The sequence below is a fragment of the Microbacterium radiodurans genome (assembly GCF_008710705.1).
Taxonomy (GTDB): domain Bacteria; phylum Actinomycetota; class Actinomycetes; order Actinomycetales; family Microbacteriaceae; genus Microbacterium; species Microbacterium radiodurans.
In genome coordinates this window covers 1074208-1093836 of the sequence record NZ_VYRZ01000001.1, presented here as the reverse complement: position 1 = coordinate 1093836, position 19629 = coordinate 1074208, and the positions used below count along the sequence as shown (strand labels likewise).

Here is a 19629-nt window from a genome sequence, read left to right as displayed (position 1 = left end):
CTCAGTCTACGTCGGGCGCCGGAGCGCGGGTCGGGCGGCCGGATGCGGCGCCAGCAGCACCCGCGGTCGCCGGCGGGTCCACCTCGTCGCGGCCGAGACCGGCGAGGTGCGTGCGCGAGAGGTCGGCGACGGCGGCCCTGATCGCCGGGTCCTCACCGCGGGCGAGACCGGCGTACTCGACGTGGATGGCGGCGGCGGACGGCGTCGCCTTCACCCAGAGCCGGCGTCGCGGCACGAAGAGTCCGGCGAGCAGGCCGAGCGTGGCCAGGATCGCGAACACGAGCACGAACGGCGCGCCGACGTCGCGGTGGATCGACAGCGACACGTAGCGCTTGACCGATTCCTCCGCTCCCGTCGCACGCTCGTCCTGGAACGTGACGGTCCCGAGTCCGTTCGGCAGGTCGACGGTCTGACCCGGCTCGAGCTGGAGCGACGCGACGTCCGAGTCGTTGCCGGCGATCTGCTCCATGCCGGTGGGGTCGAGGGTGTAGACCGAACGCGGCGTGCCGTCGTCGATGCCGAGGTCGCCCTGGTAGACCCAGAACGTGACGAGCGGGTTCGTCAGGTCTCCGTAGGCCGACCCGATCGCGCCGTTGGCGAGGGTCGCGGCCGTCGGATAGAAGAACCCGACGAGTCCCAGCTGGTCCGGCATCCCGTCCGCGATCTTCACGACGCCCTGCGAGGTCATGTTGTTGTCCTGCGGCAGGAACGGGACGCTCTCGTTGAAGACGACGGTGCCCTCCGCGTTGCGAACGGTCAGCGACGGCGCGTAGCCGTTGCCCATGAGATAGACGCGGTCGCCCTCGATCTCGAACGGGTGGTTGACGCGCACCTCGGCGTCGCGGGGGTCCTGGCCCGGTTCGCCGACCGTCAGGTGCGCCGCGAAGTCGCCGGCCATGCCGTGCGCCGCATCGCCCGAGAACGGACCGTAGGTCACGTCGAAGCGGTCGAGCGTGAGCGCGTAGGGCGGCATCGAATCGGTGTCGACGAAGCGGCCCGGGTTGAAGGAGTTGTAGCCGAGGCCGAGGGAGTTCACGAAGGTCTCGCCCTCGGTGATCACGGTCTGGCCCGTGTAGGTGAGTCCGCCGCCGACGCCGACCGAGATGAGCACGCCCACGAGCGAGGCGTGGAAGACGAGGTTGCCGGTCTCGCGCAGGTAGCCGCGCTCGGCCGAGACGGAAGCGCCGCGGGCGGAGTCGTAACGCTCGACGCGGTAACCAGAGCGGCGCAGCTGCTGCTCGGCGGCGTCGACGGCCGCCGTGGCGGCGGCTCCGGCATCCTCGTCCTCGTCCAGACGCAGCATGGCCTCGCGGTGGTCGGCCAGACGCGAGAGGCGCGCCGGTGTGCGGGGCGGCCGCGCGCGCAGCGCCTGCCAGTGGTGCTTGGTCCGCGGGATGACGCAGCCGATGAGCGAGACGAACAGCAGGATGTAGATCGCCGAGAACCACACCGAGCTGTACACGTCGAACAGCTGCAGTGCATCGAGGATCGGATACAGGTCGGGGTTGTCGGTGCGCCACTGGGTGACACCGTTCGGGTCGGCGGTGCGCTGGGGCACGATCGAGCCCGGGATCGCCGCGATCGCGAGGAGGAGCAGGAGGACGAGCGCCGTCCGCATGCTGGTGAGCTGACGCCAACCCCAGCGCAGCCAGCCGACCAGCCCGAGCTGCGGCTGCGCGATCGCGCCATCGCCCGACGAGACCGGTGCGGACGGCGCGGCGGACTCCGAATGGTCTCCGGGGCGCAGCGGCGCGGTGGGGTCGGAATCGTCAGAGGAAGGTCGGGACACCAGCCACCACTCCTTGGAAGACGGACATGATCGAGGTCCAGACGCCCGTGAGCATCAGGACGCCGAGGATCACGAGCAGCGCGCCGCCGGCGATGTTGACGACGCGGATGTGGCGGCGGACGAAAGCCACCGAGCGGGTGGCCCAGCTCGCGCCGAGCGCGAGGAGGAGGAAGGGGATGCCGAGGCCCAGCGAGTACGCGACGGCGAGGATGCCGGCGCGGGCCGGATCGGCCTGGCTCAGGGCGATCGAGAGGATCGCGGCGAGCGTCGGGCCGATGCACGGCGCCCAGCCGATGCCCATGGCGATGCCGAGGAGCGGCGCACCGGCGAGCCCGAGGTTCTGGCGCAGCTGCGGGCGGTAGATGCGCTGGGCCCAGCCGAAGGCGCCGACGAAGACGAGGCCGAGGACGATCACGACGACGCCGAGGACGCGAGTGATGACGTCCTGGTACTGGAAGAACACGCGCCCGAGGGTGCCCGCGAACACGCCCATCGCCAGGAACACGACCGTGAAGCCGGCGACGAACAGCCCGACGCTCAGCAGCAGACGCCCGCGCCCTGGCCCGGCCGGCGCTGCGGCGGTCGCCGTCCTCGGAGAATCGGCCGAGACTCGGACGGATGCCGCGGAATCTGCCGAGGTCGGCGCGATCGTCCGAGATGCATCGCCACCGGATGCCGCGACCACGTGCCGCGGCGCGCGCGGCGCGACGGCTCCCCCGAGGAAGCCGAGGTAGCCCGGCACGAGGGGCAGGACGCACGGCGAGAGGAACGACACGAGACCTGCGAGCACCGCGATCGGAAGCGCGAGCCAGAGGGCTCCGCCGAAGACGATCTCGCCGGGGTTCACGACTGGCCCGACCCGGCGTCGTCGCCGGCGGCATCCCCCGCGGCGTCTTCCACCAGGGTCCGCAGGATCGACGCTTCGCGGAGCTGCCCCACGATCCGCGCCGAGACGCGTCCCTCGGTGTCGAGCACGAGCGTGGTCGGGGCGGCCTGCACCGAGGCCGAAGCGGCGAGCGCGAGCTTGAGCTCACCGTCGCCCTGCATGAGCACCGACGGGTAGGTGATGCCGTAGGTGCGCTCGAAGGATGCCGCCTGCTCGGCCCCGTCGTAGATGTTGATCCCGAGGAAGTCGGCACCCACCGACGCGGCGGTCGCCCCGGCGACCTCCTCGAGCAGCGGCGCCTCGGCGCGGCACGGACCGCACTGGGCGTACCAGAAGTTCAGCACGAGCACCTGGCCCGGGTAGTCGGCGCGCGAGATCGTCGAGCCGTCGACGGCGGTCCCGGTGAATTCGAGCGGAGCGCCGCGCTCGGCCTCCGGGATCTCGGTGACGGTGCCGTCGCCCGAGATGAACCCCTTATTGTCGCCCTCGCGGTACTGGCCTGCCAGATCGTCGTTCGGGCTCGTGCACGCGGCGAGTCCCGCGGCGAGCCCGAGAGCGAGGACGGCGGACAGGACGCGGCGCTTCATCAGACGGCTCCTACATCGACGGCGCCCGCGGTCGAGGCGGGCTCGGCGTAATCGACCTCGCGCCAGACGTCGCCGGCGAGCTCGAAGCTCGTGATGCTCGACAGAGCGCAGCGACGGCGGCGGGGGTCGTGCCGGAGCGGCAGACCGGCCACGGCGAGGTGGGTGATCCAGATGGGCAGCTGGTGCGAGACGATGACGGCGTCCCCGCCGTCGGTGCTCTGCCAGAGGTCGCGCATCGCGGCATCCATCCGCGCGACGACCTCGAGGTAGGGCTCGCCCCAGCTCGGGGTCTCGGGGGTGCGCAGGTGACGCCAGTTCAGCGGGTTGGCCAGCGCCCGCCGCATCCGACGACCCTCGAAGACGTTGTGCGGCTCGATGACCCGCTCGTCGAGGGTCGGATCGAGGCCGAACGCGGCCGTGAACGGCTCGGCCGACTCCTGCGTGCGCTGCAGCGGCGACGCGACGAGGGAGGCGACCGGCCGGCCGAGCGATGCGACGTGGTCGGCCGCGGCCTGCGCCATGCGCCGCCCGTCCTCGCTGAGTCCGAAGTGCGGCAGCCGCCCGTACAGCACGCGTCGGGGGTTGTGGACCTCCCCGTGGCGCACGAGATGGAGGCGGTCTGCTGGCACGGTCTCCAGTCTACGGCGGGCGGGCTATGCGGTCCCTGAGCGCTCGGCCCCGCCCGCGTCGCCGTCATCGGCGGCGCGCGAGCGCAGGGCCGAGCGCACGCGCGCGATGACGAACCACACGACCGCGACGACCACGACGACGATCACGACGGTCTGGAAGATCTCGGCGTACTGCTCGACCACGTGCCAGTTCTCGCCGAGGAGGAACCCGGCCATCACGAAGATCGAGTTCCAGATGAGGCTGCCGGCCGTGGTGAGGAGGCCGAACTTCCACCAGTGCATCCGCGCCACGCCCGCCGGGATCGAGATGAGGCTCCGGAACAGCGGCACCATGCGGCCGAAGAAGACCGCGATCGAGCCGTGCTTCTCGAACCACGCGACCGATCGCACGACGTCGTCGCCCGTGACCAGCGGCATCCGGTCGGCGATGCGGCGCAGGCGCTCGGCGCCCAACCAGCGTCCCAGGACGTAGAGGATGTACGCGCCGAAGACGGAACCGAACGTCGTCCAGAGAATCGCCTCGGCGAGGGTGAACGAGCCGCGGGATGCCGCGAGCCCCGCCATCGGCAGGACGACCTCGCTCGGAATCGGCGGGAACAGATTGTCCATGCCGACCGCGATCGCCGCCCCCACGGGGCCGATCGTGTCCATCAGCGAGACGGTCCAGTCGGCGATGGCGCTCAGCCAGGAGCCGCCGCCCTCGGTCTCGGCAGCCAGCATCGTGTCGGTCATCGGGTGCTCTTCCGCGCTCGGTGATCGGATGCCCGAGCGGGCCCCGCGCACAGCATAGGGCGGCGACGTCGGAGATGGCTGGACGCGTAGACTCTCCCCTCGTGAGTGAACGCGTTCTCGTCCAGCAGCTGCAGGCCCGCCCCGACGGCCCCGTGTCGGTGTCCGGATGGGTCGAGACCGTCCGCGATCAGAAGAAGGTGCAGTTCGTCATCCTCCGCGACGAGACCGGCGCGGTGCAGCTGGTCAACCCCGCGACGCGCCCCATCGAGGGCGACACCGAGCAGGATGCTGCGGCCCTCGCCCTGACCGACCTGATCTCGAACCTCGCGAGCGGGACCTTCCTGACGGTGACGGGCGAGCTCAAGCACGACGAGCGCGTCAAGCTCGGCGGCGTCGAGATCAAGATCGGCGCCCTCGACATCGCGGCCGCCGCCCTCCCCGAGACGCCCATCGCGGCCGACTCCGGTCTCGACAAGCGCATGGACTGGCGCTTCATCGACCTCCGTCAGCGCCGAAACAACCTCATCTTCCGCGTGCAGACGACGCTCGAACACGCGATGCGCACGTACTGGGTCGAGCGCGACTACATCGAGGTCCACTCGCCGAAGCTCATGGCCTCCCCCTCGGAGTCGAACGCCGAGCTGTTCGAGGTGCCGTACTTCGAGGAGAAGACGGCCTACCTCGCGCAGAGCCCGCAGTTCTTCAAGCAGATGGCCCAGGTCGCGGGCTTCGGCAAGATCTTCGAGATCGCCCCCGCCTTCCGCGCCGACCCCTCCTTCACCAGTCGGCACGCCACCGAGTTCACCTCGATCGACGCCGAGATCAGCTGGATCGACTCGCACGAGGACGTCGCGCGCATGCAGGAGGAGCTCCTCCAGAGCGCCATCCAGGCCGTCGCCGACAAGCACGGCGCCGAGATCCAGGAGCTGTTCGGCGTCGAGGTGCAGGTCCCCGCGATCCCGTTCCCGCGCATCCCCCTCGCCGAGGCGCGCGAGATCGTCGCCGCTCGCGGCTACGAGGTGCCCCGCACCGACGGCGACCTCGACCCCGAGGGCGAGCGCCAGATCGCCGCGCACGCCCTCGAGACCTACGGCCACCAGTTCGTGTTCATCACCGACTACCACCCCGAGATCCGCGCCTTTTACCACATGCGCGACGACGAGACCGGGCTGACGAAGTCGTACGACCTGCTCTTCAACGGCGTCGAGATCACCACCGGCGCGCAGCGCGAGCACCGCGTCGACGTCCTCATCTCGCAGGCGAAGGAGAAGGGGCTCGACCCCGAGCACCTCGACTTCTACCTCGACTTCTTCCGCTACGGCGCCCCGCCGCACGGCGGGTTCGGCATGGGCCTCGCGCGCGTCCTGATGCTGCTGCTCGGCCAGGAGTCGATCCGCGAGGTCACCTACCTCTTCCGCGGCCCGACCCGCCTGGCACCCTGACCTCGCGCCCGTAGCACGGCTCCCCGCGTACCCGGCAACCACTCAGCATCCGGACGCTCCCGCCCGTATCGTGGCCTGTTCCGCCGACGGAGGGAGCAGGACGTATGTGGGACGGCTGGATGGATTTCGGCATCGCGGTGCTGGTGGGACTCGTCGCCGCGACCCTGGTGGCCGTGGTGGCGAGCATCGCGCTGCGCATCGCGGGGCGTCGGCACCGCTGGCCGGAGGTGCTCACCCGCACGTCGCGGAGCCCGTTCCGCACCCTGCTCCTCACGATCGCGCTCTGGGGCGCGGTGCGGACGGCGTTCCCCGATGAGCTCTGGCGCTCCATCCTCGGGCAGGTCCTGACGATCCTCATCATCGGGGCGAGCGCGTGGCTGCTCGCCTCGCTCGTCGTCGTGGTCACCGATGTCGCTCTCGGCCGGTACCGGATCGACGTGCCCGACAATCGGGTGGCCCGCCGCATCCGCACGCAGATGCTGATCGTCCGTCGTCTCGCGGTCGCGATCATCATCATCATCGGGATCGGCGCCGCGCTGCTCACCTTCGACTCGGTGCGGGCCGTCGGTGCGAGCGTCCTCGCCTCGGCCGGCATCGCGTCGGTCGTCGCCGGACTCGCCGCCCAGTCGGTGCTCGCGAACGTGTTCGCGGGGCTCCAGATCGTGTTCAGCGACGCTCTGCGGGTCGACGACGTCGTCGTGGCCGAGGGCGAATGGGGTCGGGTCGGCGAGATCACGCTCAGCTACGTCGTGCTGGATCTGTGGGACGAGCGCCGCCTGGTGCTGCCGTGCACGTACTTCACGACGACGCCGTTCGAGAACTGGACGCGCCGGGGGTCCGAGCTGATGGGCGCGGTCGAGATGGACCTCGACTGGAACGTCTCGCCCGGCCGCATGCGCGAGCACCTTCACGACGTCCTCGAGACCACCGACCTCTGGGACGGGCGCGCCTCGGTGCTGCAGGTGACCGACGCCGTCGCCGGGTATGTGCGCGTCCGCATCCTCATCACGGCGAAGGATGCGCCCACCCTGGCCGACCTCCGCACGCTCGTCCGCGAGGCGATGGTGACGTGGGTGCAGGAATCGATGCCGGATGCCCTGCCCGTGCAGCGCGTGGTCATGGCCGAGGCCGGAGCCGCGGGCTCGAGCGCGGCGTCGTCGGAACCCCAGCGCCGCACCAAGACCGAGCCCGCCGCCACCACCGAGGGGCTCTTCACCGGGAGCGCGGAGGCCGAACGGCGCGCGAGCACCTTCACGAACGCGATCCCGATCGTGACGCAGGACGGTCTCGACGCCGAGCGCGACCGCGAGCCCGACGCCGCCCGCTGACCCTCGCGCGGAACGGCGGCCGATCAGACCTCGAAGTCGACCGAGATGCGCGACGCGGCGACGCTGCGGACGTAGCCGACGACCTCCTGGTGGGCGGGGTGCACCTGGTAGGCCTCGAGCCCGGCGAGGTCGTCGAAGTCGGCGACGAGAGCGACGTCGCCGTTCTGGTCGGGATAGGCGACGTTCGGGCCGATGCTCAGCGTCCGCAGCGACGGCACGACGCCGACGAGCGCCTCGAGACGGCGGGTGATCTCGGCGGCCTGATCGGCGCGTGCTGCGCCGTCCTCGCCGTTGAGCTTCCAGGCGACGATGTGGCGGATGGTCATGTGAGCGGCTCCTGTGCGGTGGCGTCGTGCGGTCGAGGGTCGTTCGGGTCCGCGGTCAGCGCGGCGCGAAGCCTGTCGGCGGAGAGCCGCCAGTGCGCGTGGAGGCGGTCGTCGATGAGGACGACCGGGATCTTCTCCCACCACCGCTCATACAGCGCGGAGTCGTCGAGGATCGACAGCTCGCGCACCTCGACGGCATCCTCCGGCAGGTCGGACACGACCGCGTCGACGATCTCGCGAGCGACGTCGCAGAGATGGCAGTCGGGCTTGGAGATGAGCGTGAGGGTCGTCATCGTCGGGGCGTCGCGTCAGCGCTCGATCTCGAACCCGCGTGCGGCCCATTCCCCGGTGCCGCCCTCGACATTCGTGGCGTCGTGGCCGCGGGCCTCGAGCGCCTGCACCACCTGCGCCGAGCGTCCGCCGGCCTGGCAGATGACGTCGAACGCGCCGTCGGGCAGCTCGCCGAGTCGGTCGCCGAGCTGCGACATCGGGATGCTGATCGCTCCCGGTACGCGTCCGGCGGCGAACTCGTGGTCCTCGCGCACGTCGATGAGCGGGACGTCCCGGCCGGCGCGGAGCTGGTCGATGGTGATCGATTTCATGCGTTCCTCCTCCCCCAGCCTAGGGGCGCGGAAAGCACGAAGCGCCCCTCGGCCGGAGCCGGACGGGGCGCTCAGTGGCGTTACTCGACGAGCAGTGCCGCGATCTACTTCTTGTTGCGGCGCTGGTGGCGAGTCTTGCGAAGCAGCTTGCGGTGCTTCTTCTTCGCCATGCGCTTGCGGCGCTTCTTGATGACAGAACCCACGGAAAACCTCACTATGTCAGGGTCTGGACGCGTCTTGACGGCGTCCGGGAACAGGCATCTGCGAAAATGCCTCGGATCAGTCTAGCCGACGTCGGAGATGGGACGTTGCAGCGCCTCGGTGACGGCGGACTCGAGCACGCGATAGCTGCGGCCGAATCTGACGGCCGGCAGCTCGCCCGCGTGCACGAGGCGATACACGGTCATCTTCGACACGCGCATGATCGCGGCGACCTCGGCGACGGTGAGGAAGCGCACATCGGGCAGCTCGGCCATCGTTGATCCCTTCCCCGGCGGCTGCCCGTCGGGGCCAGCGCTGCCCACCAGGATAGGGGCCGCGCGCGACGCGTGTAAACCCGAGGGACGCGTGTGACTCAGCGTCCCGGCAGGCGGTTGAGGACGCTCGTGACGGCATGCTTCGCGGATGCCGCGGCGCGTCCCACGAGGTCGGCGGCAGCGGCGGCGCCGTCGGTCAGAACGGCCGCCGGCTCTTCGTCGTCGTAGGCGTCGGAGGTCAGGAACGGCACGAGCCAGTCGTCGACGACGTCGAGCGGCTCGGGCGACAGGCTGTAGTACCGGTGCTGGCCCTCCTCGCGGACGGTCACGAGACCCGCCTCGCGCAGCACCTTCAGGTGCTTGGAGATCGTCGGCTGGCTCACCCCGAGCTCGTGCACGATCTGCGACACGCTCGTCCCGGAGTGGGAGGCGTCGGAGTCGCGGTCGAGCAGGAAGCGCAGGATGTCCCGACGGGTACCGTCGGCGATCACGTCGAAGATGTCCGCCATGGCATCAGGTTAGTCGCCGCGCACGCCCGAGTACCATGACATCGACATCGCGGCGGTCCCGGGCTATGGGTCGACGCACCGGAGCAGCACAGGCGCGACAGGCGCACGGGGAGGAGCCGCATGGCGGGGCAGTCCGTCGGCGCACTCCTGTTGCGCCGCCTTCGCGGCGTCGTCGGGGGCGCCTGGGGCGCGGGCCGTGATCTCGCCACCGCCTCCCCGTCCCGGTTCGCGGTGCTGATCTTCACGACCCTCATCCTGCTGTTCACCACACTGTTCTCCCTGCCCGCGGCATCCGCGTCGGGCACCGCCACCCCGTTCGCCGACGCGCTCTTCACGGCGGTGTCGACGATCTGCGTCGCGGGCCTCGCGACCGTCGACATGGCGACGCACTGGTCGCCCTTCGGGCACGTGCTCATCTACATCGGCGTCAACGTCGGCGCCTTGGGGGTGCTGACCCTCGCATCGATCCTGGGCCTCGTCATCTCCAAGCGCCTCGGCCTGCGCGCCAAGCTCATCGCGGCCGGCGACAGCAACCCGATGCGCGCGCACGGGGGGCCGGTCAACGAGGGTCAGGCCGTGCGGCTGGGCGAGGTGGGTCTGCTGCTGCGCACCGTGGCCCTCTCGACCCTCGTGATCGAGGCGGGGCTCGCGATCCTCCTCTACCCCTCGCTCCTCATCGGCGGCGTCGACCCCCTCACGGCCCTCTGGGAGGCGCCGTACTACGCCGCCATGGCCTTCACGAACACCGGGTTCGCGCCCAACGCCGAGGGTCTCGCGCCGTTCGCGCAGGACTACGTCATGCTCACGGTGCTCATGGCGGGCGTGTTCCTGGGGTCGATCGGATTCCCGGTGATCTTCACCCTCTGGCGCCACCACTGGCGTGTGCGGGCGTGGTCGCTGCACGCCAAGCTCACCCTCATCACGACGGTCGTGCTGTTCTTCGCCGGCGCCGGCGTCTTCCTGCTGCTCGAGTACGAGAACCCGGCGACCTTCGGCTCGATGGAGGCGTGGGACACGACCTTCCAGGCGTTCTTCCTCTCGGCGATGACCCGCTCGGGCGGATTCTCGATCATCGACATCGGCGAGATGCACGGCTCATCGCTCATCGTCGGCTCGATGCTCATGTTCGTCGGCGGCGGCTCGGCGTCCACCGCCGGCGGCATCAAGGTCACGACGCTCGCAGTGCTCGCCCTCGCGGTGTGGTCGGAGGCGAAGGGGCGCCCCTCCGTGCAGGCGTTCGGCCGCCGCATCCCGAGCGACGTCCAGCGCGTCGCTCTGTCGGTCGTGGCCTGGAGCGCGACGATCGTCGCGATCGGCACGGTGACGATCGCCCAGATCACCAAGGCGCCGGTGGACCTCGTCCTCTTCGACGTCATCTCGGGGTTCGCCACCGTCGGCCTGTCGACCGGGCTGACGGCCGAGCTGCCCGACCCGGCCGTGTACGTCATGGCGCTGGTGATGTTCATGGGGCGCGTTGGTACAGTGACACTCGCCGCAGCGGTGGCCGCGACATCCCGTTCGCAGCTCTACGCCCTGCCCGTCGAAAGGCCCATCGTTGGTTGAGCAGATCCGGGGCGACGCCCCCGTCCTGGTCATCGGTCTCGGCCGCTTCGGCGCCGCCTGCGCCGGCGAACTCGATCGCCTCGACCGCGAGGTGCTCGCGATCGACGACAGCCTCGAGCTCGTGCAGAAGTGGTCCGAGCGCGTCACCCACGCCGTGCAGGCCGACGCGCGCAACCTCGACGCGCTGAAGCAGATCGGCGCGCAGGACTTCCAGGTCGCCGTCGTGGCGGTCGGCTCCTCGATCGAGGCGTCGGTGCTCATCACGGCGAACCTCGTCGACCTCAAGGTGCCGCAGATCTGGGCGAAGGCGGTCTCGCAGTCGCACGGCAAGATCCTCGCCCGCGTCGGCGCGAATCACGTCGTCTATCCCGAGCGCGAGGCCGGCGAGCGCGTGGCGCACCTCGTGAGCGGGCGCATGCTCGACTTCATCCGCTTCGACGATGACTTCGTGCTCGCGAAGATGTACCCGCCGAAGTTCATCCGCGGCGTGGGTCTGAACGAGTCGGGCGTGCGCACGAAGTACAGCGTGACCGTGGTCGGGGTGAAGAGTCCGGGCAAGCCGTTCCGCTACGCCGAGGCCAACACCGTGGTCACCAACCACGACCTCATCATCGTCTCGGGGACGAACTCCGACATCGAGCGCTTCGCCTCCCTCGACCGCTGACCCTCCCGGTGGCCGCCGGTCGGTGAAGGTGGCGTCTCCTGCGCCTTCCGCGCGCCGCAACCCGCGGATGGCGACGACTTCTCCGCCGCCGCCCTCTCCCCCGTAGCCCTTGTCGTTCTGCGCGTCCACGAGCGGGACGACAGTCGCACCGGGACCGATCGCCGGCGAGCACGATGATCGGATGCCGAGACGACCCACCCCGCTGCCGCCCGATCTCGCCGACTCGTTCCGCGTCGGGGACGCCCTCGACAGAGGCACCACGCCGGCGCGCTTGCGAACCGGCGATCTCGGGCGCCCGTTCCGCGGTGTTCGCTCGCGTGATCCGGCGCCCGAGGAGGTCGGCTCCGAGCCGGGCGATCGAGACCGCGCGGCTCGAAGCGGAGTGCTCCGACGTGCGCGGGCCTACACGCTGGTCATGCCCGAGCGCGCCTTCTTCACCGCCCGCACAGCGGCAGCGCTGCACCACGCGCCGCTGGCGGCAGACGGCCCGCTCGACGTCGGCGTCCTCGCGCCGGCGCGTGCACCTCGCGCGCGCGGGGTCCGCGGCATCTCCGTCGAGAGGCGTCTCGTCGAGGTCGGCGCGGTAGAGGGCGTTCCCGTCGCGGATCCTCCGTCGTGTTGGGCAGCGCTGGGGCGCGACCTGGACGTGCGAGACCTCGTCGTCGTGGGAGACGCCTTCGTTCGCGAACCCCGCGACGATCGCGGACGTCTCCGCCCTGACGCCGCGACGACGACCCTCGGACGGCTCGCGGCGGCTGCGGCGGCCGGGCCACGACGCGGGGCGGCTCGGTTGCGCTGCGCCCTCCGACTCATCCGGGTGGGGAGCTCATCGCCGCTGGAGACCGAGCTGCGGCTCGATCTCCAGGCCGCTGGAGCTCCGACGCCCGAACTGGATGCCGAGATCCGCGACGCCCGCGGCGTTCTGCTCGGAATCTCGGAGTTCGCCTACCGCGAGTCCCGCATCGTCGTCGAGGTCGAAGGAGATCACCATCGCACGAGTCGGCGTCAGTGGAACCGGGATCTCGACAAGTACGCCGCCTACGCGGACGCGGGCTGGGAGGTGGTGCGGGTGACGGCGCACCACATCCGCTCCGCCCGTGCCGTTCCCCTCGTCCGCGCCGCCTTCGCCCGACGCGCCCGCGCCTGAACTCGGCGCTTCTGGCGCATTCGGCGATGCGAACTCGGCGCTATGTGCTCGTTCCGACGCGACATAGGCGCAGGTGGCGACGAGTTCGGCCTGCCGAGGGGGCGCCGCGCGGGTCAGGCGCCGGCGGCGAGCTCGCGGGCGCGCGCGAGGGCGGCGTCGGTGGCACGCGCGAAGACGTCGGCGAGGTCCGCTTCCTGCAGCACGGCGATGGCGCGCTCGGTCGTCCCCTTCGGGCTCGTGACGCGGCGCCGCAGCTCGGCCGGGTCCTCACCCGAGCCGTCGAGCAGCGCGGCGGCGCCGATGAAGGTCTGCTCGGCCATGAGGCGCGCCTGCGCCTCGTCGAACCCCTTGCCGACCGCGGCACGGGTGAGCTCCTCGATCAGCAGGAAGACGTACGCGGGGCCCGACCCCGAGATCGTCGACAGGGCGTCGATCCGATCCTCCGGCACCTCGACCACGGCCCCGCACGTCTCGAACAGCGCCCGCACGAGCGCGAGGTCGTCGGCGGATGCCGCATCCCCCGCCGCGAGGCCGGTGACGGCCTTGCCGACAACTGCCGGCGTGTTCGGCATCGATCGGATCACCGGCACGTCGGCGCCGAGGATCCCCGCGAAGGTGTCGATCGTCACGCCCGCGGCGAGGCTCACGACGATCGTGCCCGGTCGCAGCGCCGGGACGATCTCGCGGAGGAGGTCGGGAACCATCGCGGGCTTCACACCGACCAGGACGATCCCGGCGCCGGCGACGGCCTCGACGTTCCCGGCCGGGTTCTCGGCCAGAGCGATGCTCGTCACGCCGGGCAGGTCGGCGAGGGCGCGGGCCTTCTCGGCCGAGCGGTTCGTCACCGTGACACCGCCTGCGGCGGACCCGGAGGCCACGAGTCCCGACAGGATCGCACCCCCCATCGAGCCGGCTCCGAGAATGGCGATCGGGGGCAGGGCGGGGGTGGCGACCATCCCACGATCTTATGTCCGGCCCTTTCCCAGCGCGTGGATCGGGCGCGGGGTAGAGTCGAAGGAGTCCGCGGGCGCGGAAGCGCTCGCCGCGCAGAGCGAAGGATTCCGCCATGCCCCTCTTCGACGGCATCACGCCACGCATCATCGAGACGCCGCGTCTGGCGGTGAATATCCTCGAGCGGTCCGCCGACGATCCGGCGACGCCGGCCGAGCGCACCGTCGTCCTGCTGCACACGGCGCCCGGGTCCAGCCTCTTCTGGCAGGAGATCATGGAGGACCTCCCGAGCGATGTCCGCCCGATCGCGATCGACCTGCGCGGCTTCGGCGGCACCGAGCATCTGCCCGTCGACGCCACCCGGGGCGTCCGCGACTTCGCCGACGACGTGCGGGCGACCCTCGATGTGCTGGGGATCGACGCCGTCCACATCGTCGGCTGGGGTCTCGGCGGCGCCGTCGCGATGCAGTACGCGCTCGAGCACCCCGTGCTCTCGCTGAGTCTCCTCTCCCCCGTCTCGCCCTACGGCTTCGGCGGCACGAATCCGGATGGGAACCGGCTGACCGACGACGACGCCGGCTGCGGCGGCGGCACCGTCAGCGCCGCGCTGGTCGAGCGCCTCACGGCGCGCGACGACGGCGACACCGACGGGTCGCCCCGCGCGGTGTTCCGCACCACGTTCGTCTCCCCCGACTACGACTCCGACAACGAGGACACGTGGGTCGAGGCGATGCTCGCCACCTCGACCGCCGAGGGCAACTACCCGGGCGACAGCGTCCCCAGCGACAACTGGCCGGGGTTCGCGCCGGGTCGGCTCGGTGTCCAGAACGCGCTCGCACCCGCGAACCTCGACCTCTCGGCCATCGCCGAGCTCGGGGCGCGCCGCGACGCGCCCCCGGTGCTCTGGGTGCGCGGCGAGGCCGATCTGATCGTCGCGGACGGCTCGTTCGCCGAAAGCGGGCACCTCGGCGAGATCGGCGCGATTCCCGGATGGCCGGGGGTCGAGGTCGCTCCTGCCCAGCAGATGGTGACCCAGACGCGCGAGGTGCTCGAGCGCTACCGTGCGGCCGGCGGACAGGTGACCGAGGTCGTCATCGAGGGGGTCGGCCACGCCGTGCACCTCGAGCGGCCCGGAAAGGTGCGGACGGCCATCCTGTCGACGATCGGCTACCTCGGCACGCCGCTGTCTCCGGCGCCGCCCACCGAGGCGATCATCCTCAGCTCGTGGGACTGATGCCCGAGACGCGCCCGCGCTGGGTCTCGAAGAAGGCGCGGAGCAGATCGGATGCCGCATCCGCTCGGACACCGGAGACGACCTCCGCGCGGACGGGCAGCCGCCGGTCGCGCACGACGTCGTAGCGGGATCCGGCCGCGCCGGCCTTGTCGTCCCACGCCCCGAAGACGACGCGCGAGACGTGAGCCTGCAACAGCGCGCCGGCGCACATGAGGCACGGCTCGAGCGTGACCGTCAGGGTGCAGCCGGCGAGGTTCCACGAGCCGACGGCCGACGCGGCCTCGCGCAGCGCCACGACCTCGGCGTGCGCCGTCGGGTCTCCCGTGGTCTCGCGCAGATTGCGCCCCTCGCCGATCACGGTGCCCGCGGCATCCGTCACGACGGCGCCCACGGGGATCTCACCCTCGCGGGCGGCCCGCTCGGCCAGCTGCAGCGCACGCTCCATCGCGGCACGGTCGGCGGCGGAGGCGGGCAGGCTCATCGTCCCAGGGTAGGCGCCGGCACGACCGGGATGCGGTGATCCGGCCGCGTAGGATCGTCCCATGCGTGTTCACGTCGCCGACCACCCCCTGATCACCCACAAGCTCTCGGTGCTGCGCGACAAGAAGACGCCGTCGCCGGTGTTCCGCCAGCTCACCGAGGAGCTCGTGACGCTGCTCGCGTACGAGGCGACGCGCAACGTCCGCGTCGAGGAGGTCGAGATCGAGACGCCGGTCACGCGCACCCTCGGTCTGAACATCGCGCACCCGCGCCCGCTCGTGGTCCCGATCCTGCGGGCCGGTCTCGGCATGCTCGAGGGCATGACGAAGCTCCTGCCGACCGCGGAGGTCGGCTTCCTCGGGATGGCGCGCAACGAGGTCACGTTCGAGCCGACGACGTACGCGGAGCGCCTGCCCGACGACCTCAGCGACCGCCAGTGCTTCGTGCTCGACCCGATGCTCGCGACCGGCGGTTCGCTGGGCGCGGCGATCGACTTCCTCTTCCGGCGCGGCGCTCAGGACGTGACGGCCATCTGCATCCTCGGCGCCCCCGAGGGCGTCGCCGCGATCGAGAAGCAGGTGGGCGACCGCGATGTGACCCTCGTCCTCGGGGCGCTCGACGAACGGCTGAACGAGAAGGGCTACATCGTGCCCGGGCTCGGCGACGCCGGCGACCGCCTGTACGGCACCGTCGACTGAGCCGGCTCGCTCAGACGACTCCCACGAGCCGAGCGAACGCGCTCATCCGCGCGACCCCGTCGGGTGTGCGCGGCAGATCGTCGAGGATGCCGGTGCCGTAGACGACGAACGCGGTGTGCTGCGCGCGCGAGACCGCCACGTTGAGCCGGTTCTGCAGCAGGAGGAACTCCAGGCCGCGCGGAGCGTCTCGCCCCGACGACGCCGCGAGCGACACGATCGCGACGGCCGCCTCCTGCCCCTGGAACCGATCGACCGTTCCGACCGGGACCGCACCGAACCCCGCCGTCGTCAGCGCGTCTTCGACGAGCACCTGCTGCGCGTTGTAGGGCGTGACGACGATGATGTCGCTCGGGGCGAGGGTGCGGGATGCCGCGGCGCCGTCGATCCACGCGCGGCCGACGAGATCGCGCACGAGGTCGACGACGACGGCCGCCTCCTCGGGCGAAGCGGTCGAGTTGCGACGGTGCGTGAGCGGCAGCGGCACGACGCCCGCCTCGATGTCCGCGAGTGAGCGCTCGGCGGTCGTCTCGTGGGCGGCCAGGCGGCCGTCGTACGACAGCACCGAGACCGCCGCGGCGACCTCGGGTCGCATCCGCCGCGTCTGAGCGAGGAAGTACCCGCGCTCGGCCGGGATGACGTGCGCGCCGTCGAGGATCCAGCCGAGCGCCGAGGTGTCGACGGGCTCGGGATGGGTTCCCTGACTCACCTGCGGCAGCTGCTGCGGGTCGCCGAGCAGCAGCAGCCGGGGCGAGGCGACCGAGACGGCGATCGTCGAGGCCAGCGAGAACTGCCCCGCCTCGTCGATCACGAGCAGATCGAGGCTGCCGCGGGGGATGCGTCCGGCGTGGGTGAGATCCCACGCCGTGCCGCCCACGACGAAGCCGTCGGGGTGGGCTGCGGTGAAGTCCGCGACCCCGTTCTTCGCGATGACCGTGAACGGCTCGTCGCCGGTCGACGTGCCCTTCACCGCTTTGGCGATGCGCTCGCGCGGCACCCCCGCATCGGCGATGCGCGCGAGCATGTTCTCGACGACGGCGTGCGACTGCGCGACGATGCCCACCCGGTAGCCGCGCTCGCGTACCAGGCGGGCCACGACGTGCGAGCCGACGTAGGTCTTGCCCGTCCCCGGAGGGCCCTGCACGGCGAGGTAGCTGCGATCGAGGTCGACGATCGCCGCCGCGATGTCGGCGACGTCGTCACCGGTCGCGGGCGGCAGCGCGCCCGATACCGTGCGCGGCGCGCGCCGCATCAGGAGATCGGTCGCCGGATCGGCGGGCAGCGTCGGGGACGCCGCCAGGACGGAGTCCGCCCACGCGTCGATCGCCGCCTGCTGGCTTCCCGCGAGGGGCGGCGCGGCGGGCGTCAGCGCGAGCGGGAGCTGCGCCCAGGTGAAGCCGTCGGCGGCGAGCTCCTCGACGACGGCCCCGTCGTCGAGGACCTCGACCACCCGCACCCGGCGATCGGCGTGGATGAAGCGGGGCCGGGGCCCCGTCGGGAAGGGCGCGGGCACCTCGTAGATCGCGAACGGCGAGCCGTCGACGCTCAGCCGGGTTCCGGGGGCGACGTCGCCCCTCAGCTCGATCAGACGACGATCCGATCGCGTCCCCTCGGGTCGATGCCAGTCGGTCACGACCCGGCTCCGCCCGGCATCCACGACGACGACGTCCCGCGTGTCCTCCCAGATCGAGACCGGCTCGCGGAGGCGGAGGAAGTGCGTGGCCCAGAAGGACTTGGCCTCGCGCGGGTAGTAGTCGATGGCCGCCGCCCCGAGCCGGAGGGCGACGGCTTCGGCCGAATCGCTGGCGGGGCCGCCCGCCGGATCGGTCGCCGCACCGTCGTCGGTCGCGGCGGCCGCGAGACGCGCGAGCGCCTCGGCCCGGGGCGAGGGCTCGTACGAGCGCTCTTCCGGCTCGATCTCGGCCGCGGGTCGCAGGCCGGCCTCGCGTGCCCGGTCGACGAGCCAGTCGCGGAGCCGCCGCGTCGAGACGCAGTCGTAGCGGTTGTAGTCGGCCAGGTCCGCGAGGATCTCCTCGGCAGCCGCCGCGTCGCCGGCATCCTGCAGCAGCCGTGCCTCGACGTACCGGACGATCGAGTCGTCGCCGCGCTGGACATCGCTCGTGCGGACCTCCGCGCCCATGTAGAGCGGCTCGAGCTTCTTGATCGAGTACGAGCGCGACCCGACCCGGAGGGCCCGCCGGACGATCGGATACAGGTCGACGAAGACGCCGTCGCGCAGCAGACGGTCGACCTGCGCCTCGCCGGTGCCGTAGCGGGCCGCCATCGCGAGCAGGTGCGTGGGCTCGTACGGCGCGTAGTGGTAGATGTGCATCCCCGGATGCGCACCGCGCTGCACGTCGACGATCTCGAGGAAGCGCTCGAAGGCGCGTCGCTCCTCGTCGAAGGAGTGCGCCCACAGCGCCGAGTACTGCTCGCGCGTGTCGACCCATCCGAACAGGTAGTCGATCCCCCACTGCTGCGCCGCGCCCTCGGTGTACAGCGGATCGCCCTCGAAGTCGAAGAACATGTCGCCGTGGTCGGGTCGCGGCAGAGCGCCCAGCGCCTTCGGCAGCACGACCTCGAACGTCGGCACGGCCGATGCGGCAGCGGGCGCCGGCGGGGCGGCTCCCGCCACGCCCCCGGCCGGGCTCGACAGCTGGAGGCGCGCCTGCGTCCGCAGGCCCGCGAACGTGTCAGCCGACATCCGCGGGGGCGCCTCGCCCGCCGCCGCGAGCTCGTCGATCGTCTCGACGCCGGCCGCGCGCAGTCGCTCGCGCTGGATGGGCCGCATGCCGGCGACCAGGAGCAGGTCGCGGGACGCGATCACCTCGAGATCGCACGTCGCGCATCGCCCGCACGCCATGACGCGCAGGTCGCCGCGGTCGTCGCCCCAGGCGATCGCTGGTCCCGCCGCGCCGTCGGCCACCGCTCGATCCTCGATGAGCGCGCGCAGCCGGGCTCGACGCAGCACGAACACCGGCGCGACGTCGGCCCGCTGGTGCACCGACACCGTGCCGTCGCCGAGGAGGAGCTCCACGCGATCGGCGACCGGGATGCCGAGGCGGTCCAGCTGCACGGCGTAGGCCTCGAGCTGCATCAGCGCCGTCACACGCGCGCGACGGGCGAGCTTCGTGTCCTGGACGACCCAGCGCCCGTCGTCGTCGCGGCGGAGGAAGTCGGCGAACCCCACGAAGTCCGCGTCGGCGAACGCCGCCTGATAGACGACCGTCGCGTCGGAGCCGAGCGCCGCGACGGTGAGCCGTTGGGCTTCGGCGAGCCCCGTGACGTCGGACGAGCGCGTCTGCGGGATCGCGGCGACCCGGCCCGGGAACGCGCGCTCGTAGGTCTCGAGCATCCGCTGCTCGTGCTGGTCGCCGAGGCGTCCGGCGCGCTCGAGCGTGAGGTCCTCGGGCTCGACGACCGCGGGGATGCGGCCGAGCTTCGCGTCGATCGCGCGCAGCCAGGCGAACTCGCACTCCGCCGCCGCCTTCAGGTCGCTGGCGCTCCAGACGATCCGGCCTTCGTCCTCGATGTATCGCATGATCCCCTTCCGCTCAATGACCCTAGCTGCGGGGTGCGACACGGCCGA

The 19629-nt window shown here is 71.5% G+C and carries 21 protein-coding genes; 7 read left to right on the top strand and 14 right to left on the bottom strand.

What is annotated here, in order from left to right; all coding sequences use genetic code 11:
* Nucleotide 1 precedes the first annotated feature (1 nt).
* The 5 genes from resB to F6B42_RS05040 are packed head-to-tail and all read right to left on the bottom strand — an operon-like array spanning nt 2 to nt 4623.
* Nucleotides 2–1792, bottom strand: coding sequence for a cytochrome c biogenesis protein ResB (gene resB, locus F6B42_RS05060; protein ID WP_150418455.1), 1791 nt, complete (start codon nt 1790–1792; stop codon nt 2–4).
* Nucleotides 1770–2636: a cytochrome c biogenesis CcdA family protein gene (locus tag F6B42_RS05055; protein ID WP_150418454.1), complete on the bottom strand. Its 867-nt coding sequence runs from the start codon at nt 2634–2636 to the stop codon at nt 1770–1772. The genes resB and F6B42_RS05055 overlap by 23 nt, the downstream gene beginning before the upstream one ends.
* Nucleotides 2633–3262, bottom strand: a complete 630-nt coding sequence (locus tag F6B42_RS05050) for a TlpA family protein disulfide reductase (protein WP_150418453.1) — start codon at nt 3260–3262, stop codon at nt 2633–2635. Before F6B42_RS05050 ends, F6B42_RS05055 begins: the two co-directional genes overlap by 4 nt.
* The gene (locus F6B42_RS05045; protein WP_150418452.1) at nt 3262–3891 is read right to left on the bottom strand and encodes a histidine phosphatase family protein; all 630 of its coding nucleotides are present in this window, start codon (nt 3889–3891) and stop codon (nt 3262–3264) included. Before F6B42_RS05045 ends, F6B42_RS05050 begins: the two co-directional genes overlap by 1 nt.
* 24 nt (nt 3892–3915) lie before the next feature.
* Complete coding sequence (locus F6B42_RS05040) at nt 3916–4623, bottom strand: DedA family protein (protein ID WP_150418451.1); 708 nt, start codon at nt 4621–4623, stop codon at nt 3916–3918.
* Nucleotides 4624–4724: 101 nt separating this feature from the next.
* Between F6B42_RS05040 and aspS the strand changes: the two genes are divergently transcribed.
* Complete coding sequence (aspS, locus tag F6B42_RS05035; RefSeq protein WP_150418450.1) at nt 4725–6065, top strand: aspartate--tRNA(Asn) ligase; 1341 nt, start codon at nt 4725–4727, stop codon at nt 6063–6065.
* A gap of 104 nt (nt 6066–6169) precedes the next feature.
* A complete protein-coding gene (locus F6B42_RS05030; RefSeq protein WP_150418449.1) occupies nt 6170–7393 on the top strand; it encodes a mechanosensitive ion channel family protein in 1224 nt (407 codons plus the stop codon).
* A gap of 23 nt (nt 7394–7416) precedes the next feature.
* Here the strand turns inward: F6B42_RS05030 and F6B42_RS05025 are convergent, their stop codons facing one another.
* From F6B42_RS05025 to F6B42_RS05000, 6 genes are all read right to left on the bottom strand, one after another.
* On the bottom strand, nt 7417–7719 hold the full coding sequence (locus F6B42_RS05025; protein ID WP_150418448.1) for a Dabb family protein: 303 nt from the start codon (nt 7717–7719) through the stop codon (nt 7417–7419).
* Nucleotides 7716–8012: a glutaredoxin family protein gene (locus F6B42_RS05020; RefSeq protein ID WP_150418447.1), complete on the bottom strand. Its 297-nt coding sequence runs from the start codon at nt 8010–8012 to the stop codon at nt 7716–7718. The genes F6B42_RS05025 and F6B42_RS05020 overlap by 4 nt, the downstream gene beginning before the upstream one ends.
* Nucleotides 8013–8027: 15 nt before the next feature.
* The gene (locus F6B42_RS05015) at nt 8028–8321 is read right to left on the bottom strand and encodes a rhodanese-like domain-containing protein (protein ID WP_150418446.1); all 294 of its coding nucleotides are present in this window, start codon (nt 8319–8321) and stop codon (nt 8028–8030) included.
* 104 nt (nt 8322–8425) lie between these two features.
* The gene (locus tag F6B42_RS05010; protein WP_003792170.1) at nt 8426–8524 is read right to left on the bottom strand and encodes a 30S ribosomal protein bS22; all 99 of its coding nucleotides are present in this window, start codon (nt 8522–8524) and stop codon (nt 8426–8428) included.
* 81 nt (nt 8525–8605) lie between these two features.
* Nucleotides 8606–8797, bottom strand: a complete 192-nt coding sequence (locus tag F6B42_RS05005) for a helix-turn-helix domain-containing protein (RefSeq protein ID WP_150418445.1) — start codon at nt 8795–8797, stop codon at nt 8606–8608.
* Nucleotides 8798–8895: 98 nt separating this feature from the next.
* Nucleotides 8896–9306, bottom strand: coding sequence for an ArsR/SmtB family transcription factor (locus F6B42_RS05000; RefSeq protein WP_150418444.1), 411 nt, complete (start codon nt 9304–9306; stop codon nt 8896–8898).
* Between the two features lie 120 nt (nt 9307–9426).
* Between F6B42_RS05000 and F6B42_RS04995 the strand changes: the two genes are divergently transcribed.
* From F6B42_RS04995 to F6B42_RS04985, 3 genes are all read left to right on the top strand, one after another.
* On the top strand, nt 9427–10869 hold the full coding sequence (locus F6B42_RS04995; protein ID WP_150418443.1) for a TrkH family potassium uptake protein: 1443 nt from the start codon (nt 9427–9429) through the stop codon (nt 10867–10869).
* Complete coding sequence (locus tag F6B42_RS04990) at nt 10862–11533, top strand: potassium channel family protein (protein WP_150418442.1); 672 nt, start codon at nt 10862–10864, stop codon at nt 11531–11533. The genes F6B42_RS04995 and F6B42_RS04990 overlap by 8 nt, the downstream gene beginning before the upstream one ends.
* 181 nt (nt 11534–11714) lie before the next feature.
* Nucleotides 11715–12680 carry a PDDEXK family nuclease gene (locus tag F6B42_RS04985; protein ID WP_150418441.1) on the top strand — a complete coding sequence of 322 codons (966 nt, stop codon included), beginning with the start codon at nt 11715–11717 and terminating at the stop codon, nt 12678–12680.
* A gap of 113 nt (nt 12681–12793) precedes the next feature.
* Here F6B42_RS04985 and proC read toward each other — a convergent pair whose 3' ends face one another.
* Nucleotides 12794–13636 (bottom strand): pyrroline-5-carboxylate reductase, encoded by an 843-nt coding sequence (gene proC / locus F6B42_RS04980; RefSeq protein WP_150418440.1) that lies wholly within the window; start codon nt 13634–13636, stop codon nt 12794–12796.
* 110 nt (nt 13637–13746) lie between these two features.
* Between proC and F6B42_RS04975 the strand changes: the two genes are divergently transcribed.
* Nucleotides 13747–14865, top strand: coding sequence for an alpha/beta fold hydrolase (locus tag F6B42_RS04975; protein ID WP_150418439.1), 1119 nt, complete (start codon nt 13747–13749; stop codon nt 14863–14865).
* Here F6B42_RS04975 and F6B42_RS04970 read toward each other — a convergent pair.
* Nucleotides 14849–15346: a nucleoside deaminase gene (locus F6B42_RS04970; protein WP_150418438.1), complete on the bottom strand. Its 498-nt coding sequence runs from the start codon at nt 15344–15346 to the stop codon at nt 14849–14851. The genes F6B42_RS04975 and F6B42_RS04970 overlap by 17 nt on opposite strands.
* A 61-nt stretch (nt 15347–15407) precedes the next feature.
* Between F6B42_RS04970 and upp the strand changes: the two genes are divergently transcribed.
* A complete protein-coding gene (upp, locus tag F6B42_RS04965; RefSeq protein ID WP_150418437.1) occupies nt 15408–16043 on the top strand; it encodes a uracil phosphoribosyltransferase in 636 nt (211 codons plus the stop codon).
* A 10-nt stretch (nt 16044–16053) separates the two neighbouring features.
* Here the strand turns inward: upp and F6B42_RS04960 are convergent, their stop codons facing one another.
* Nucleotides 16054–19581 carry a TM0106 family RecB-like putative nuclease gene (locus tag F6B42_RS04960; protein WP_150418436.1) on the bottom strand — a complete coding sequence of 1176 codons (3528 nt, stop codon included), beginning with the start codon at nt 19579–19581 and terminating at the stop codon, nt 16054–16056.
* Nucleotides 19582–19629 lie beyond the last annotated feature (48 nt).